We start from the raw sequence: 16050 nt of genomic DNA, 5'->3' as shown, positions 1-16050 counted from the left end.
GGGCCTAGTCCGCCCCCGACAGAAGCGATTGCATTAGGTTCGCTACATCCGGATTCTCATAGAGTGCCTCGACCAAACGAACGTATTCGCTGGTGAAGCTTTCACGGTTCGCCAGGTCTCCAAAGACTGGCTTCACCTTAAGGAATGAGAGCTTGTCCTCCCGCGTTCCGGCTGCTGCCAAATGTAGCTCTTCTTTCATATCGTCTACGATTTGAAGCTTATCTCCATTCCTGTCTACTCCCTGGTCGGAATAATAACACCAGGCCGCGATAACGAGAGCGGCAAGCTTGACGCTTCCATTCCGGTCCAGATTTTCATTGATCGTGGCGATCAGGAACTTCGGCAATTTGGATGAGCTTTCCAGACAGATCCGGGCAAGGTCATCCTTGATATTCGGGTTGGCAAAACGAGTGAGCAGTGAGTCCTTGTATTCCTCGATGTCGACGCCTTCCACCGGTTCCAGCACCGGGGTTGCTTCCAGGTCCATGAAGCGGCGCAGATAATCCCGGAAAAGAGGGTCTGCCACACAGCGATCAATGGTCTTGTGACCGTGAATCGATCCGAGCAGGCCGAGAACCGAATGCCCTGCATTGAGCAGACGATTTGCGGCGTATCGGGGCCAGGGAAGCGATGATTCAGAATGGCCTGCGGGCACGGGACTTGATCAATATCGAGCTGGATACCCGCCGCCCGGGAAAAGCCGCTGCAGATATTCTCGCGGCAAGATCGAAGGGAGTTGTATGCGCGAACGATGCCACTGCTGCAACTTTGCTGCGGGCGCTTTTGGATTTAGGGGCAGAGATTCCGAGCTCGTTACAAGTCTGTGGTTTTGATGATGTGAAATACGCTTCGCTTCTCAGCGTTCCTCTCACCAGTTATAGGCAGCCCTGCGACGACATCGGAAAAATCGCGGTAAACACGATGATTTCACGCATCAAACACCCTGACACCCCTGCGCAGAGAATCACACTCAAAGGCGAGCTAATCGTCCGGGACTCCGCCCTGGGAGCGGTGCGCAAAGAAATTCAATGATATGGAAAACTCCGATTCCCGCCCCGCTTCGGAACCACTTGAACGAAGCCTCCTTCATGCTAATCTGCAAAGGTTCGACTGCCGGACCACCGGAAACACGGCCCAATCTTCACGCGACAAACTTTCAGCACTCGGAACGGTAACCATCTCGACCCATGGATAATCTTATAGCAGCGCGGGCAACCATGGCCTTCTCTCTGGGCTTCCACATTATCTTCGCGGCCATAGGGATGACGATGCCCTTTTTGATGTCTGCGGCACATTACATCTACCTGAAGAAGGGCGAAAAAGTTTATCTGGAGCTCACCCGGATGTGGATGAAGGGAGTCGCCATTCTTTTTGCCGTAGGGGCCGTGTCGGGAACGGTATTGTCTTTCGAGCTGGGCTTGTTGTGGCCGGAGTTCATGCAGCATGCCGGGCCAATCATCGGGATGCCTTTTTCATGGGAAGGGACCGCATTTTTTGTAGAGGCAGTGGCCATTGGTCTGTTTCTTTATGGTTGGGGAAGGATGAAGCCATGGGTGCACTGGGGCACCGGCCTTGCCGTAGGGATATCAGGCTTTATCTCAGGAATCTTTGTCGTCGCTGCCAACTCATGGATGAATGCTCCACAGGGATTCGACTGGGTGGATGGCCGGGCGATAAACATTGATCCCGTGGCGGCGATGTTCAACCAGGCGTGGCCGCACCAATCCCTGCACATGCAGTTGGCTGCCGTGCAAGCCGTGGGCTTTGCCGTCGGCGGTGTCCATGCCTTGCTTTACCTACGCGGCCGGGCGCGGGATCTGAACTTGAAAGCCATGCGTATCGCCATGATCTTCGGAGCTACGGCAGCCTTGTTGCAACCGATCAGCGGCCACATTGCGGGAGAACAAATCGCGAAATTACAGCCCGCCAAACTCGCCGCCATCGAAGGCCATTTCAAAACCAGCGCGAATGCCCCCCTGACGATCGGAGGAATCCCGGATGTCGAAACGCAGACGATGAAATGGGGAATAGAAATTCCCGGATTACTCAGCATTCTGGCCCACCGGGATCCTTCTGCGGTAGTCATCGGTCTCGATCAATATCCACGCGAGGATTGGCCTCCGGTATTGATCGTCCACCTGGCATTCCAGTTGATGGTGGCACTCGGTATGCTGATGGCGTTTCTCGGGCTATTGTTTTTCTGGTTCCTACGAAAAGGACATTTTCCGGGATGGTTTCTCTGGTCCCTCGCCTTGGCGACTCCTCTCGGAATGATTGCCATCGAGGCCGGCTGGATCGTGACGGAGGTCGGGCGCCAACCATGGATTATCTATGAGATCTTCCGGACCGAAGATGCCGTGACTCCCGTGCCGGGGATGGTCTATCACTTCTATTTGTTCCTCGCTCTGTATCTAGGGCTTGCCGCTGTGAGCGTCTGGCTTTTCGCCCGCCAGGTAAGAATTACGCAACGTAAAATCGAGTCGCCATGATCTCTGTCCTGATCTTTTTCATCGCTGCTTCCCTACTCCTCTACATTCTGCTTGGCGGCTCTGACTTCGGCGCCGGAATTCTTGAATTGCTGCCCGGGAAGGGCTTTCGTGGAAAACAAAAAGTCGTGGTCAATCGCGCTATGGGGCCGGTCTGGGAGGCCAACCACATGTGGCTCATCCTGATCGTCGTGATTCTTTTCATGGGCTTTCCCACGATTTTCACGACCCTGATGATCTCTCTCCATTTACCGATGCTCGCGCTTCTCGTCGGAGTGGTCGTGCGGGGGACGGTTTTCACATTCCGTCATTATGATGCCATTCAGGCACCGGTAAGCCAGAGCACCTACACCCTGCTGTTCGGTCTTTCCAGCCTGTGGACTTCCATCTGGCTGGGAATCATTGCCGCGAGCCTTACCCGTGGGACCATCGATCCGGCGGCGACTGATCCGTGGGCGGCGTATGTTGCGCCTTGGTGGGGATGGTATCCCTTGTCCCTCGGCATTTTCGTAGCGTGTATTTTTGCATTTCTCGCCAGCGTTTTTCTGGTGGGAGAAACGGATGAGCCAGCGCTTAAGCAGCATTTCCGGGGACGTGCGGCAGCTTTCAATGTAGCGGTGATCGTCTCGGGAGGCTTGGTCTTCCTTGCCTCTTCCGGTGAAAAATCCGCCTTGGTTCACCTCTTCATCCGCCATCCTGCAGCCATTGCCGCGATGATTTTGGCCACGGGATTATTCGTCGCTCTGTGGCGCTTCGTTTCCCGCAGCCAGGTGATGCTTACACGTATCATCGCCTCAGGGCAAGTCGTCCTGATCCTGTTCGGCTGGTGGGTTCTCTACGCTCCCAACGCGGTCATCACGGCATCCGGGCCACTCAGTTTCTATGATACCGCCGCACCACCGGCGACATTGCGTCAGCTGCTCATCGCACTGCTTGTCGGGAGTCTCTTTATCTTCCCGAGCCTGATCTTCCTTCTCCGCGTATTCAAAACCGACCGGGGAAAATCCGGCTTCACGGATCCGTGAAAAACAATCGGTTGAAATCATGAACGTGCCGATTACGGTCACGGATGAACAAAGATACGATTAAAGTTTACGGATTCGGGACACACGCAAAGGACAAGGATTTAGTCCCGCTCGTCTTTGATAGAAAAAAAAGTTGGCAAGGGAGAAGTCGCTTTCAAGGTCACCCATTGCGGCGTGTGTCACTCGGATGTTCACCAAGCCCGTAACGACTGGGGCAATACGAATTATCCATGTGTTCCGGGTCACGAGGTCGTCGGGACGGTTACAGCCATCGGCGAGGGCGTGAGCAAAGTGAAGGTCGGCGATATCGTCGGTGTCGGTTGCATGATCGATAGCTGCCAAAAATGCGAATACTGCGAGGCCGATGAGGAAAACTACTGTCAGGGAGAAAAGGGAGCTACCATGACTTACAATGGGCCAATGATTCCGAATGGCACCAATACTTATGGCGGTTACACCACGGATCTAATTGCCCGTGAGGAATTTATTTTGAAAGTCCCCGGAAAGCTTGAGCCAGAATACGCGGGCCCGATCATGTGTGCCGGTATTACGGTTTACTCGCCAATGCGTCACTGGGATCTAAAGGAAGGTCAGACACTCGGAGTCGCGGGCATCGGAGGACTGGGACACATGGCCATCCAGATTGGCAAAGCTCTCGGCGCGAAAGTCACCGCTTTTACCCGGGATGCGGACAAGGAGGAGGAGCTACTGGAAATGGGTGCGGACAAGGTGGTCATCTCCAAAGACGACGGACAGATGAAACAAGCAGCTGGCTCGCTCGACATGCTCATTAATACAATTCCGGTTCCGCACGACCTGGAACCCTACATCAATCTTATGAAGCCGGATGGCAATATCGTGATCGTGGGAAACCTGGTGAAATTCCCCGAGTTCTCCCCTGCCTCGCTTGTTTTCAAACGCTTGTCCATCGTTGGTTCGCTTATCGGCGGCATCAAACAAACCCAGGAAATCCTCGACCTATGTGCGGAGAAGGATATCAGACCCGCGATCAAGATGATCGATATCAAGGATATCAACGAAGTGTTTGAAAATCTGGCGAACGGCACAACGGAAGGCCATTTCCGCCATGTCATCGATATGGAAACTCTTCGTAATCACGAGGCGGTTAGAAACGAGGACTCGGAAAAGATCGAAGATCCGATCCGGGCTTGAATGAGTTCATCCCGATTGTTCAAAACTGACGGACCCGATATCTCGTCCGTCGGTTTCTATAAGCTCGGGCATGTGGGTCCTGATCCGCAGTCATCAGCTGGAGTATTCGGCAAATGACTCGTTTCTGCTGATCATTGAACCAGCCTTCTCCAGATCCGCACCACTTGGAGCCTGATAGGGACTCAAGCCAAATTCCGGCAGGACGGAAAGCAAGTGATCGAAAATGTCACCCTGGATATCTTCGTAACTTACCCAGGCGGTATCGTTGGTGAAAACATAGATCTCCAGTGGCAGCCCTTGCGCACCGGGCGCCAGCTGGCGGACGAGAAGTGTCATCCCCTCCTGATGAATCTTCGGATGATTTCTCAAATACGCCAGGCAGTATGCGCGAAACGTGCCGATGTTGGTCAGTCGCCGTCCGTTGATCAGCTCATCCATGGTGATGCCAAACCCTTGGTTGAACTCCTGGATCTCCTCCAGTTTGGCTTCGAGATAAGGACGCAATAACCGGATGCGTTTAAAATGTTCCAACAGGTCTTTATCCGCGAAACGGATGGTCCGCATATCGATAAAAAGCGAGCGCTTGATGCGGCGGCCTCCTGATTCGCTCATTCCACGCCAGTTTTTAAACGAGTCCGAAATAAGAGCGTATGTCGGAATGGTCGTGATCGTTTTATCAAAGTTCTGCACTTTTACCGTGGTCAGGGAAACATCGATGATATCCCCGTCAGCCCCACGTGCGGGCATTTCGATCCAGTCCCCGACCATTACCATATTATTGACCGATAGCTGGAAACCGGCGACGAGCCCGAGGATCGCGTCTTTGAAAATCAGCAAAAGGATGGCCGTTACCGCACCAAGACCGGAGAAAAGAACGACAGGAGATTTTCCCAGCAGCGCGGAAAGAATGAAAATCAGCCCGATCAGGTTGATCACCAGCTTTGCCGCCTGGGCGTAACTTTTCGCCGGATAGCGGCGCCCGATAGGACCACTTTCCCACACCGCTCTGCCAAAGTTGATAAGCCCATCAATCACCAGCAAGGTGATGATGATGAGATACGTGTTCACCGCCAGGCCGATGAAAGACAGAACGGCAGGCTCATTCCGGAACAAAACCGGCGCATAAAAATGGATCACCGCGGCTGGAATCAAATGCGAGAAGTGAACGATCACATGATGATCAATCAACAGGTCGTCCAGCTTGATCGCCGTTTTTCTAATCACCGGATGGACAACCCATTCGATCAATTTTTTAGCCAGGAAATTCGCCACCAGCGCGAGGATACAGAGATATAAAATGGCACCGATGATACCCAAATTTCCGGCCACGTCTTCGCCTAATTTGAAATGCTGCAGCCATTCACCAATCTTGTCCGGGGTCATTGCCATATCATGAAACATAGCAGGACCTGACTGGCAATAGTTCGTTGAGAAAACAAAGCCCTGCCCGGATAGCAATCTGCCCGGACGTGTATTTACTATAAAACTAGTGTCTTTCCACAATTCTTAAGGGTAGTGAAAATGAAAAGTTCTGTGGCATCAGGCACCGCGTTTCCTTGCAGGCCTGGAATTTTATAGTTCCGCTGATCTCCGCTGCATCCACAGGCTCCTTGCCTACCAGAACCGTCCGGCGAAATATTGCATTGTCATTCAATTTTCCTTCATCCGCCTCGGGATACTGCCACCCGCCATCGAAGCTCATGCCTTGCGGTAACTTCACTTTGATTTCTGTCGGTAAATTCGTCCCATTGTCCCCGGTGGCGGAGTAGAAGTGCCAACCTTCTTTCACGCGGGCGCGGATTTCCAGAATGACTTTCTTTCCGGGATACTGATAGGACACTCCGGCAATGATATGCGGGACCTTGCCCAGCTTTGTGTCAAACAAGATCGGTGAGATATCCGTCAGCCCGCCATCTTCTATTTCCGCAGTAGGAGGTTCGGACCCCGCTTCAGGGACAAATCGATACCCGTCACTATCGGAGAAGACCAAATGATCCCGGTTTGCTTCCCACCATTCCGCCCAGTGTTTTTGGCGGCGTATTTTCTTGCCGGTGTAGCGATAGAGGAGAGCTTGCGCGGTTTTCTTTTCTTCGCCGCCCAGAAGTTCTATCCATTTTGTCACTGAACCGGGCGCATGATTCGGCGTTCCGAACCTCTCGGCATCAAGATCGATTGTCAGCTGCCCTCCCCCTGTCGGCACATGAACGTAGTCCATCCGCCCCTTGAAATGAGATAGAAGCTTCTCTTTGTCATAGTTCAATTTTTCCAGCAAAGCCTTAGGAAACCAGCGGATCAGATTTTCACGGTCCACATAGGGACTCTTTAAAACGCTTTGCACCGTTTCACGCTCATGGATTCCTTTGAAGCTTGTCTGCTGCTCTCCGTCGTAGTTGTGGATCCATACGATTGCATTAACAAAAACCGAGCGCCCTTCTTCGGTCATTTCCCGCGGCGGTGCGATGAAGCCCCACAAGAGCCGGTGTGCCTCTCTGACCAAGGGCACACCGCGCACACCTTTCATATTTACTCCGCCGGAGATAATTTCCGAGTCTTCGGCATTTTCGAAATGCGCCCGGCTAGCTACCAGACCGGGTGTCTTCTGCGTTTCCTCCACCTTCCACGCCTCGATTACCAGTCCGGTGTGAGGGCATCGCTTTTTCTCCAGCGTGGGCTTCACCTCGATTGGTTCCTTGAAAATGGCATGCTGCGTATCCACAAGATACGCCTCATTGTCCAAACACTGGCAAAGCCAATCGATTTTTGATCCATAGCGTTCCCCGGTCATAGCGGCAGAAGAACCGATCATCACCATCGCTTTTGTATATCTTTCCGGCAGCGTCCTGACAGTGGAGTCAAGCACTAGGACATCGGCCTGATTCGCCTTGGCCATCGTCAGTTGATCGCTTGTTGCGGCTGAAACATCCCGGAAATGCTTTTTCAAGAATCCCACAAAATCTTCCCGCCTCTCCGCATCGTCTGCAACCACCAGCAAGTCCAGCGGGAGCAAATCGGCATCCACGCCGCCCTGCAGCCGCTGGCTATCGAACCACGATAGCGCCTGCGCGGTCACTTCTTCCGGAGCTACGCTATGGCCACCTTCAAAAGCGAAATGTTTTACGGTGCTCCCCCGTTTGCGCAGGGTCCGGGTATCTATCGGCATCCATCCGCTCGCGCCCTGGTCATCAATCCCATTTACCATGGCTATCGATAGACCTGGCGGATAGGCCTCTCCTTGGTATGACGGTCCGCCCAGCCATCCACCATAAGCAAGAATCCCCGCGACTTCGTCCTTACGTCTCACGCTCAGGCCGTAGGCCCGCATCGCTCCTCCGGAAAATCCGCCAAGATACCGGCGCTTCCCATCATGGGGCACATTAGCCAGAATATCGTCCAACACCTCATCTTCCATCTTGAGCTCCAGCTCATGGTCTTTCATGCCGTTCCGCAGATTGTCGCAACCCACCACGATCCATCCTTTCTCGTTTGCGGTTTCTCTGATTTTCCCGGCGATACCTTTTCCATCCCCGCCTGGGCTGAAAACGATCAACAATGGTGACAGGTCCTCTTTTCCATGATCCTCCGGCGCATACACGTGATAGCTGACTCCAGTCTCACCATCCGCAATCCGGGAAACCATACCACCCGGTCTGATCTCCATCGCACCCAGAACCGATCCCGAATCCGTGAAAGAAATCACGAACAGTATTACACGGAACCATCCAAAAAATTGATCAATCATAACCGCTAAACTATCCCCGGCGGCCTCCGGTAATGTAAAGCATCAAACTTCATCCGGAGCCATTGGGAACCGGTGAAACTTTAATCAAAATTGCAAAATATAAATAGATCGCGATTCAGAGCAGACCATCTTCCAGTGAAAATCATTCCGGAGAAAGAAAACCTGTAAGGGTCTATCCGTGAGCCTACTCTACCAGAACAAATCCCCTGCGGGTGTGCTTGCAGCGCATCTGCTGGCCCACCTCATTGGGATTCCAGTCATTGGCATTGGCGAAATCGATCGCGTCCATAACCATTGCCAGGCTCACGACCCGTGGAAGCTCGGCGATAAGCTCACGCCCACCCAACGCTGCATTTGTATAGACTGAGACCTCATTGATCCCATTACGATTTTTCATATTCCAACGATACTGGACGTCACGGTGATTGATGGTTTTGTAACCTTTTTGCGAGAGAGACATGAGGGAGGTGCCACAGAACTGACAGACTTTGCCACCGATGAGAAGGATCAATCAAAAATGTCTTCCGCTGGCCCAGCCGCTCGGCTGATTCATTAAACGATACGTTTCGTATTTTTTTAATACTTACCTCACCACTCGGTATGGCTGCGTTAACACGGAAGCAAAAAGAACAATTACCATCAGAGAATTTCATTCATATATTCTTGATCTTTTGTTTCTTTGCTTTCATTAGATATACAAGATGCGTGGTAAATACTTCGGATGTTTGTTGTTGTGGTGCGGATTGGCAGGATCGGTGCTAGCCCAGGAGGTCTATCAAATCGACTGGAAAGAAGGCGATACTCCGGGAGCTGAGTGGTCAACTACCGGCAAAGTGATGAATTCTCCCAACGGGTCACGCACTTTCCTCGGCGGAATCACGGATGAAACCAGCACCTCGTTGAGCCTCGAAAATCTTCCGGAGCATAAGGTGCTCACCCTGGAGGTGGAGCTGTTCCTTGTCGGTAGCTGGGATAGCTCCAACAAACGCTGGGGCCCGGACAAGCTGAATATTTCGTTGGAGGATCAGTTCGTCTTGCTCAACACCACCTTTAGCAACTGCCTCTCCAACGACTGGACCGGTAGCCAGCACTATCCTGAAGATCTCACTGGCACCGGCAATTACAATTGCTTCACCGGGATTTCCTATATCGGCGAGCTAGGATATCGGCAGACTTGGGCCCGCTATCAACCCGTTCAAAATGTTCCGATCGATTCCACCTACAAGCTGAAGTTCTCCGTTCCGCATACGGCGGAGACGTTCACCCTCACCTTCCAGTCCGATGCGAACGAGCAGGACGGCGATCCCGATGATCAAACCCATCAATGGTATGGCATCGGCAAGGTCACGGTCAGCACTCACAATGAGGAAACCGTCGATGAAAAGAAATGGGCGGATCTCCGTGGCAAGCTCTTCAATCCCTTCATCCCTATCAGCAATCATGCTTTCTGGGAAATGATGCGTTACCCATCCCGTTTCCGCTCGGATTTCGAGCTTCTGAAAACCTTTTCGCCGGAGAGAAAATGGTGGTATTCCCGCGCGGAGCAGCTTCTCAGAATCCAGGAATGAGCCTATAAAACTACGGAGAAAGATCCAAGCCTGCTGGTCGGCTCACTCATATCCGCTTCCTACTCTACAACGTCCATTCTTAGACGCTTCGCCATTTCACATTGCTGGGGAGAGCCTTACCGGAAAGGATAAACGGGTATTTTCTTGCTCGTTGGCGGCTATGCACGGAGCGTGGCTTGTGCAAATCAAATCCGCCTCCTTTCATATTAGCTCCCCTAACATCGAAGCAGCGCCGGAATGGGACCGGCCGGAGTTCGCCCTCATCGGCAGATCCAACGTCGGAAAATCCTCTTTGATCAATATGCTCACGAATAAAGCCGGTCTTGCGAAGGTTTCCGCCACGCCGGGGAAAACGCAGCTGCTGAACTTTTTTGACATGAACGAAACCTGGAGCCTCGTGGATCTTCCCGGGTATGGGTTTGCGAAGGTTGCTAAGAGTCAGAAAAGCGATTTCAACGAATCCGTTGGCGACTATCTCTCAACACGGGAAAACCTCCGGCGCGTGTTTACGCTCATCGATTCCCGCCTGCCTCCGCAGCGCATTGATCTCGAATTCATCAACTGGCTGGGAGATTGCGGGGTTCCTTTTGCCTTGGTGTTCACCAAGGCGGACAAACAATCCGCTCGCAAGACCAAAGCCTCTGTCGACGCCTTCCTCGCTGCGCTGCCAGACCACCTGAAAGGTGTCCCACCGGTGATTGTGAGCTCATCGAAAGACCGCACCGGACGGCTTGAGATACTGAAACTGATCGAGCTAGGGCTCGACTAGGTATTTCTTACTCATCCGGGGTATTCCGCATGAAGTCGGCGACTTGGGCGAAAAAGGGATCTAGGAAGGCACGGGCGAACGGAGGGACCTCGGTTTCGTCCATCGCTTCAGACATGAGCTTGAGCCAGCGATCGCGTTCAGCGATGCCAATTTTGTATGGGGCATGGCGCATGCGGAGCCGCGGGTGACCCCGCTTCTCGAGGTAAGCCTCCGAGGCACCCAGCCGGAAAAGCAAAAAGTCTGCCAGCCGTTCTTCCGCACCTTCCCAATCGGAATCCGGATACATCGGGCCGATGAGATCATCGCTACGGACACGGCGGTAAAAAGCAGCAACCATAGCGCGGATACCTCTTTCACCGCAGGCTTTGATCACGTCAGTTTCTGTAGGAGTCAGCATGGGTTCAGGTTTACCGCAGAGCCGCCCCGAAGCGAGAGTTTCCTATCATGTGGAATCAAACGCTCGAAAAACCTGAGCAGCCCAGCACCTTGGCTACCTGAGCAGCAGATCAGTGCGCGGGTTTTCCGCGTAGTTTTCTGAAACCGGTCACGAGCCCCAGAACGACAACTCCGGCGATCAGTCCGCAGATCCCATTGAACAGCGTAGGCGCAATTGCTGAAAAAATGTCGCCCATTCCCCCCATGGCTTTCATGGATTCCGCCAGGTGCTCGATCTGATGGTGCAACCAGGGAATCCCGTGGGTCAGGATCCCGCCGCCGACAAGGAACATCGCAGCCGTGCCCACAATCGACAGGGTTTTCATGAACAACGGTGCCGCCCATAGAATGCCGGAACCCAGCTTTTGGAGAAATTCCTTCGATTGGCGGGTGAGGTAAAGTCCCAGATCATCCAGCTTCACGATCCCCGCGACCAATCCATATACCCCCACCGTTACCCCTATCGCGATTACCGAAAGGACCAGCACCTGCCGGGTGAGATCCGCATCCGCCACCGCATCCAGTGCGATGGCGATGATCTCCGCGGAGAGGATGAGATCCGTTCGCACCGCTCCCTTGATCTTCGCTGCCTCTGTCTCCACCTTTCTGGGATCCGGGTTTTCAGCGATTTCCCTGAGGTTTTTTTCAGCCTCTTGTTCTGTTCTCTTGCCGCGACGCTGCAGCGCGTGATGCACCTTCTCCACCCCCTCGAAACAGAGATAAAGACCACCTACCATCAGGATAGGCGTGATCGCCCACGGTGCGAACGCACTGATCAGCAGCGCCACCGGGACAAGGATCACCTTGTTCAGGAAAGACCCTTTCATCACCGCCCATACCACGGCGATCTCCCGCTTGGCGACGACTCCGCTCACCTGCTCCGCGTTCAGAGCCAGATCGTCTCCCAGCAATCCCGTCGTCTTCGCCGCCGCCTTCTTCGTGAGAATCGCAACGTCGTCGAGAATCGTCGCAATATCATCGAAAAGGGTAAGTAAACTGCCTGCTGCCATAAGCTCACATCGTTTGGAAATTGGCCGACCTTGCAAGCGGGAATTTTTCCAGAAATAATTCCCAATTACCTTGATACTCAGGAAGTTTCATGGGATCGAGACCTTGCACGGAGAGTCTTTCCCTTGGTCGTCCAATATGAGGCTGGAAAACATTCTCGAAAGACGTTATAGAAGCACTGAAACACGACTGGGTTCTGAAGAACCCATTCCTACATCATGAAAAAAACATACATAAAGACAAAAGACGGCAAAAGGAGGCAGGTGGAATTGGATGAAACTCTCGTAGGTCAGCCGGGAGTGCGTCGGTTCAAGCAGAAGGACGGATCCGGACGGGAGGACTGGTATTGGGTGGCGAATATGATGATCGAGGCAAAGCAGAACGCCCGGCGTTGGTCCTGCTCGAAACACGGCGACAAAGGTGCTTACGAACTGGCTCTTGCCCAGAGACTGGAATGGGAAAAATTGAAAATGCAGAAGGTGAAAGCAAAGGCAGAGGCCAAGGCGAAAAAGAGCGCCAAGAAAAGCGCCAAGCGTAAACCGAAGAAGTAGCCCTACGGCCTTGCTATCATCGCCAACTATCGGGGGTGAAATTCCCCCCCCACGTATGGGCTATTAGGCGAAGGCCGTAGGCATAGCCCCAGATTGCCAGGCGGCAATTTTAGTCAGGATGGTTCCCATCAGCCCCCCACGCATGAACCTTCCACCCGCAACGCTCATAAACCTCGCCCAACTGGCCTATAAAAACCTTGCTATCTCATGGCACAACAAGCCCCCGGATACTGGAATTGAATCGGCCTCATCCTCTCCCTGTTCTAACGAGAGGAAAGTGGTAACGGAGGCAAAATGTTAGCTTGCTGTTACGATGAAACCTGATCCGAATCAGACCTCGTTCATTTGGCGACTTCCGTCTCGAAATGTGTCTTCGATGCCCGCAAAACCTTATCCACATCGACTCCTTTTGAATGCAGTAAATGAAGGACATCGGAAATGAGATCGACGGAAAGGGTCTCAATGTCTTCATGCGTTCCGCGTTGGTGTCCGTAGTAATGGATGGCATCCGAGGCGGACTTGGCACGATCACCATTCTTCCATGTCGTCTTCTCTAGACCGTCTTTCAGGACGATTTGGTTTGAATCGTGAGGAGGGAATTTCATCGGTCTGTTTTTATGGTAGTTGGGGTCATCGATTCCCCATTGAGGGCTTTTCGTAGGTTTTCCAATATTGCTCGATATGATGGAGAATCTGTTCTTCCGAAAGTCTCGAGGGTGCGCATTTTTCAGCCCAGTGCCTTCCGGGGTGGAGAGTGTCCCAGCTGGGTCTGGCTCCCGCGAATCTGCCTTTGCCGGGAGTGTGGTTTCCGAATCCATCGATCAGTGAGTTCCAGATCGGACGGTGGCGTTGGATAAGGAGAGATTCACCAAGCGGGATCCAGACATCATCGACCACGAGGTAACGGCAGCAAAAATCCGCGATATCGAGGTTGCTGGTTTCTTCGATCGACTTCCGGTGCTCTTCCAACCGTTTAAAAAGCTTTTTCCCCTTTGCAGAGATTTCGGGATCGGCGAGGCCTTTACGTCCTCCGGTTGGGACGGCTTTTCCGATATAAATAGGGATCATTGGGCCGTTTGCCCCACTGTTCCATTCCCCGAGTTGTGCATAGGGAGCAAAGCTGCCGGTGTAGTAGATCACATAAATTCCTGCACCTTCAAAGCTCTCGACGGAACCGAGTGGCACCAGCATTTGGTTCGTCAAGGAGTCGGCTACGCTTTTGCCGAGGTTCTCTTTCTCAAGAGGATTGTATGGCTTCATTGCCTGATGCTTGTGCCTTCTTGTTAGTTTGTCCAGAAAGGGCTTCAGCAACAGACTTTCCTACAATCTCCGCGAGTTTCACCGGCACGGCGTTGCCGAGCTGGCGCATAGCTTCCGTCCAGCTGCCGAGAAAGATGTAATCGTCGGGGAAGGTCTGGACCCGGGCGCTTTCGCGGACGGAGAGGTAGCGGACGGTGTCGTCGGGATAGAGGATCATGTTTTCGCCACCGGGGACTCCGTGGGCTCCGGCTTTGAGGGCTTTTGCGGGCCGGTCGAGGGGGCTTCCGGTGTGTCCGGGGTAGGATTTCGCGCCGTTTTGGAGAAGGTGGTTGGGCCATTTCTTCGAGGGCTTGTCCGTTGGCATGGGAAGGTCGCGGATTGCAGCGCTGAGCGGCACCCATGGGGAAAGGCCTTTGAGATATTTCGCTTCGGAGCCTTTCGCCTTGGCCAAGCGTTTGGCGAGCTGGGTTCCGTCCATGTGGGTTGGTTTGGGGAACGACCAATCGGTTTCGATGTCGGAGCGGAAGCCGATGAAGAAGACCCGGTGCCTTTGCTGGGGCACTCCGAAGTCGGCGGCGTTTGCCTGGTGGACATGGACGCGGTATCTCAGGCCATCCCCTGACTTGCCGACGCGTTCCTTGTGCCGCTGGAGCCGGGCAAGGTTCTGATCCCAGCTCGAGTTTTCGGCCAACGGGTATTCGGGATACTCCATCTGGAGACGGATGTATTCGACGTAGTTGGAGAAGGCGGGTCTCAGCAAGCCGCGGACGTTTTCGAAAATGAAGGCACGTGGCTGCACCTCGGCAACGGCACGGATCGCCTGCGGGAACATGTCCCGGACATCGTTCATCCCCGCCGCCTTGCCGCCCATCGAGAACGGCTGGCAAGGAGGGCCACCCGCCACCAGATCCACCCCACGATATTTCCGGAAATCCACATCCCGCACATCCGCCCGGGAAATCTCACAATCGGTCAGGGATTCGTGACCCATCTTCTGGTTGTAGCGGAGAGTCTCAACGGCGGAAGCGTTCCATTCGTAGAGCGCACGGTGCTGGAAGTCTGCCGCATGGAGTCCCAGCGCCAAACCGCCCGCACCGGAGAAGAGTTCGATGGATTCAAGTTGCTTCATAGGTTCTTTTGAACAGTTTCAAGGCGTAGTGTCAAGCTCGGAGGCCGGAAGGGATTTTAGGAGGGATAATGTTGCGAATTAATCCTTTTCGTGTACATGGGATACAAATTCGCGCAATGATCTCAGACGCGCATCGCCGAGAGGAACTGTGGAGAGAAGTTCTGTGACATACTTAGGGCCATGTCCTCCAATTTCAGTGCAAAAGTTTTCCATTTGTCCCACGTGAATGATATAGATACCGCGGCTTTCGAGCTTGCTTCGGAACTCCGAAAAATATCGCTGTGCATCACCACTTGGAATTGCAGCAGATCCGTATTTTTTGATGTTTGCCCAAGGCTTACCCTGTTTCATCAAGTCGGTGATATCACCCTTCGGCAATTCATCGCGACCAGCAGAATTTAGTCGCTGTATGATTGCGTTTTTAATTTCTTCGGTATTTTTCGCGGGATTTCCACCCCTGACCGCTGCGTCGATTTGAGTCCAAAGAGTTTCAAACTCCTCCCATGCGCCTCCAAACGCTTCGACAGTATTCTTTACTAATGATCGCTCAGAAAGAAAATCGATATCGAACACAGCCTTGATCGGCACGCCTATAGAACGAAGTATGGTTGCTATTTTTGGAACACCGAGCTTCCCGCCAGTGGGAACGTATACTGTATCCTTCCACCTTACCCCACTTTCAACTTCGAGGTAATCAGCGACCGAATTAATAATCCGACAATCACTGTCATCCTCGCAAATTATAGTCTGCTCATGAAACACTCCTTCAAGCGCATTTGAATAACGAATTTCAGGCTTTTCCCAGAAGCTATTGATCGATTCAGCAGTAGCCTTGGCCTGACCCCATTTTCTGGACAGTTCTAAACTAGAGCTAACGTGGCTGGTGTTTGTCTAAGGAGAGGGGCGG

16 protein-coding genes and 1 pseudogene are annotated in these 16050 nt (G+C 53.0%); 7 read left to right on the top strand and 10 right to left on the bottom strand.

Annotated elements, in window-relative coordinates:
• Nucleotides 1-4: 4 nt before the first annotated feature.
• Nucleotides 5-601: pseudogene (locus tag ACFSSA_RS11255) on the bottom strand (mannitol dehydrogenase family protein); the annotation flags it as partial.
• A 29-nt stretch (nt 602-630) separates the two neighbouring features.
• On the opposite strand from ACFSSA_RS11255, the gene ACFSSA_RS11250 reads away from it, so the two are divergent.
• The 4 genes from ACFSSA_RS11250 to ACFSSA_RS11235 all read left to right on the top strand — a co-directional run bounded on the left by ACFSSA_RS11250 (nt 631) and on the right by ACFSSA_RS11235 (nt 4684).
• A complete protein-coding gene (locus ACFSSA_RS11250; protein ID WP_386820546.1) occupies nt 631-1032 on the top strand; it encodes a substrate-binding domain-containing protein in 402 nt (133 codons plus the stop codon).
• 155 nt (nt 1033-1187) lie between these two features.
• Complete coding sequence (locus ACFSSA_RS11245; protein ID WP_386820545.1) at nt 1188-2489, top strand: cytochrome ubiquinol oxidase subunit I; 1302 nt, start codon at nt 1188-1190, stop codon at nt 2487-2489.
• On the top strand, nt 2486-3511 hold the full coding sequence (locus ACFSSA_RS11240; protein WP_386820544.1) for a cytochrome d ubiquinol oxidase subunit II: 1026 nt from the start codon (nt 2486-2488) through the stop codon (nt 3509-3511). The genes ACFSSA_RS11245 and ACFSSA_RS11240 overlap by 4 nt, the downstream gene beginning before the upstream one ends.
• Before the next feature lie 117 nt (nt 3512-3628).
• Nucleotides 3629-4684 carry an NAD(P)-dependent alcohol dehydrogenase gene (locus ACFSSA_RS11235; protein ID WP_386820543.1) on the top strand — a complete coding sequence of 352 codons (1056 nt, stop codon included), beginning with the start codon at nt 3629-3631 and terminating at the stop codon, nt 4682-4684.
• A gap of 93 nt (nt 4685-4777) precedes the next feature.
• Here ACFSSA_RS11235 and ACFSSA_RS11230 read toward each other — a convergent pair whose 3' ends face one another.
• The 3 genes from ACFSSA_RS11230 to ACFSSA_RS11220 all read right to left on the bottom strand — a co-directional run bounded on the left by ACFSSA_RS11230 (nt 4778) and on the right by ACFSSA_RS11220 (nt 8934).
• On the bottom strand, nt 4778-6073 hold the full coding sequence (locus ACFSSA_RS11230) for a mechanosensitive ion channel family protein (RefSeq protein ID WP_386820542.1): 1296 nt from the start codon (nt 6071-6073) through the stop codon (nt 4778-4780).
• A gap of 97 nt (nt 6074-6170) precedes the next feature.
• Complete coding sequence (locus ACFSSA_RS11225) at nt 6171-8381, bottom strand: protein-disulfide reductase DsbD domain-containing protein (RefSeq protein WP_386820541.1); 2211 nt, start codon at nt 8379-8381, stop codon at nt 6171-6173.
• Nucleotides 8382-8607: 226 nt separating this feature from the next.
• The gene (locus ACFSSA_RS11220) at nt 8608-8934 is read right to left on the bottom strand and encodes a hypothetical protein (protein ID WP_386820540.1); all 327 of its coding nucleotides are present in this window, start codon (nt 8932-8934) and stop codon (nt 8608-8610) included.
• Between the two features lie 190 nt (nt 8935-9124).
• Between ACFSSA_RS11220 and ACFSSA_RS11215 the strand changes: the two genes are divergently transcribed.
• A complete protein-coding gene (locus ACFSSA_RS11215) occupies nt 9125-9991 on the top strand; it encodes a hypothetical protein (RefSeq protein WP_386820539.1) in 867 nt (288 codons plus the stop codon).
• Nucleotides 9992-10151: 160 nt separating this feature from the next.
• Nucleotides 10152-10760 (top strand): ribosome biogenesis GTP-binding protein YihA/YsxC, encoded by a 609-nt coding sequence (yihA, locus tag ACFSSA_RS11210; RefSeq protein ID WP_386820558.1) that lies wholly within the window; start codon nt 10152-10154, stop codon nt 10758-10760.
• Between the two features lie 7 nt (nt 10761-10767).
• Here yihA and ACFSSA_RS11205 read toward each other — a convergent pair whose 3' ends face one another.
• Nucleotides 10768-11157 carry a globin domain-containing protein gene (locus ACFSSA_RS11205; protein WP_386820538.1) on the bottom strand — a complete coding sequence of 130 codons (390 nt, stop codon included), beginning with the start codon at nt 11155-11157 and terminating at the stop codon, nt 10768-10770.
• 109 nt (nt 11158-11266) lie between these two features.
• A complete protein-coding gene (locus ACFSSA_RS11200; RefSeq protein ID WP_386820537.1) occupies nt 11267-12205 on the bottom strand; it encodes a DUF808 domain-containing protein in 939 nt (312 codons plus the stop codon).
• Nucleotides 12206-12421: 216 nt separating this feature from the next.
• On the opposite strand from ACFSSA_RS11200, the gene ACFSSA_RS11195 reads away from it, so the two are divergent.
• Complete coding sequence (locus ACFSSA_RS11195) at nt 12422-12754, top strand: hypothetical protein (RefSeq protein WP_386820536.1); 333 nt, start codon at nt 12422-12424, stop codon at nt 12752-12754.
• A gap of 341 nt (nt 12755-13095) precedes the next feature.
• Here the strand turns inward: ACFSSA_RS11195 and ACFSSA_RS11190 are convergent, their stop codons facing one another.
• From ACFSSA_RS11190 to ACFSSA_RS11175, 4 genes are all read right to left on the bottom strand, one after another.
• Nucleotides 13096-13359, bottom strand: a complete 264-nt coding sequence (locus ACFSSA_RS11190) for a hypothetical protein (protein WP_386820535.1) — start codon at nt 13357-13359, stop codon at nt 13096-13098.
• A 25-nt stretch (nt 13360-13384) separates the two neighbouring features.
• Nucleotides 13385-14014 (bottom strand): Eco29kI family restriction endonuclease, encoded by a 630-nt coding sequence (locus ACFSSA_RS11185; protein ID WP_386820534.1) that lies wholly within the window; start codon nt 14012-14014, stop codon nt 13385-13387.
• A complete protein-coding gene (locus ACFSSA_RS11180; protein ID WP_386820533.1) occupies nt 13992-15143 on the bottom strand; it encodes a DNA cytosine methyltransferase in 1152 nt (383 codons plus the stop codon). The genes ACFSSA_RS11185 and ACFSSA_RS11180 overlap by 23 nt, the downstream gene beginning before the upstream one ends.
• Nucleotides 15144-15221: 78 nt before the next feature.
• A complete protein-coding gene (locus tag ACFSSA_RS11175; RefSeq protein ID WP_386820532.1) occupies nt 15222-15716 on the bottom strand; it encodes a hypothetical protein in 495 nt (164 codons plus the stop codon).
• Nucleotides 15717-16050: the final 334 nt, after the last annotated feature.

The sequence above is a fragment of the Luteolibacter algae genome, assembly GCF_042683045.1.
GTDB classification, from domain to species: domain Bacteria; phylum Verrucomicrobiota; class Verrucomicrobiia; order Verrucomicrobiales; family Akkermansiaceae; genus Luteolibacter; species Luteolibacter algae.
The sequence above is the reverse complement of the archived record's forward strand: the minus strand, read 5'-3'. Positions and strand labels throughout refer to the sequence as shown.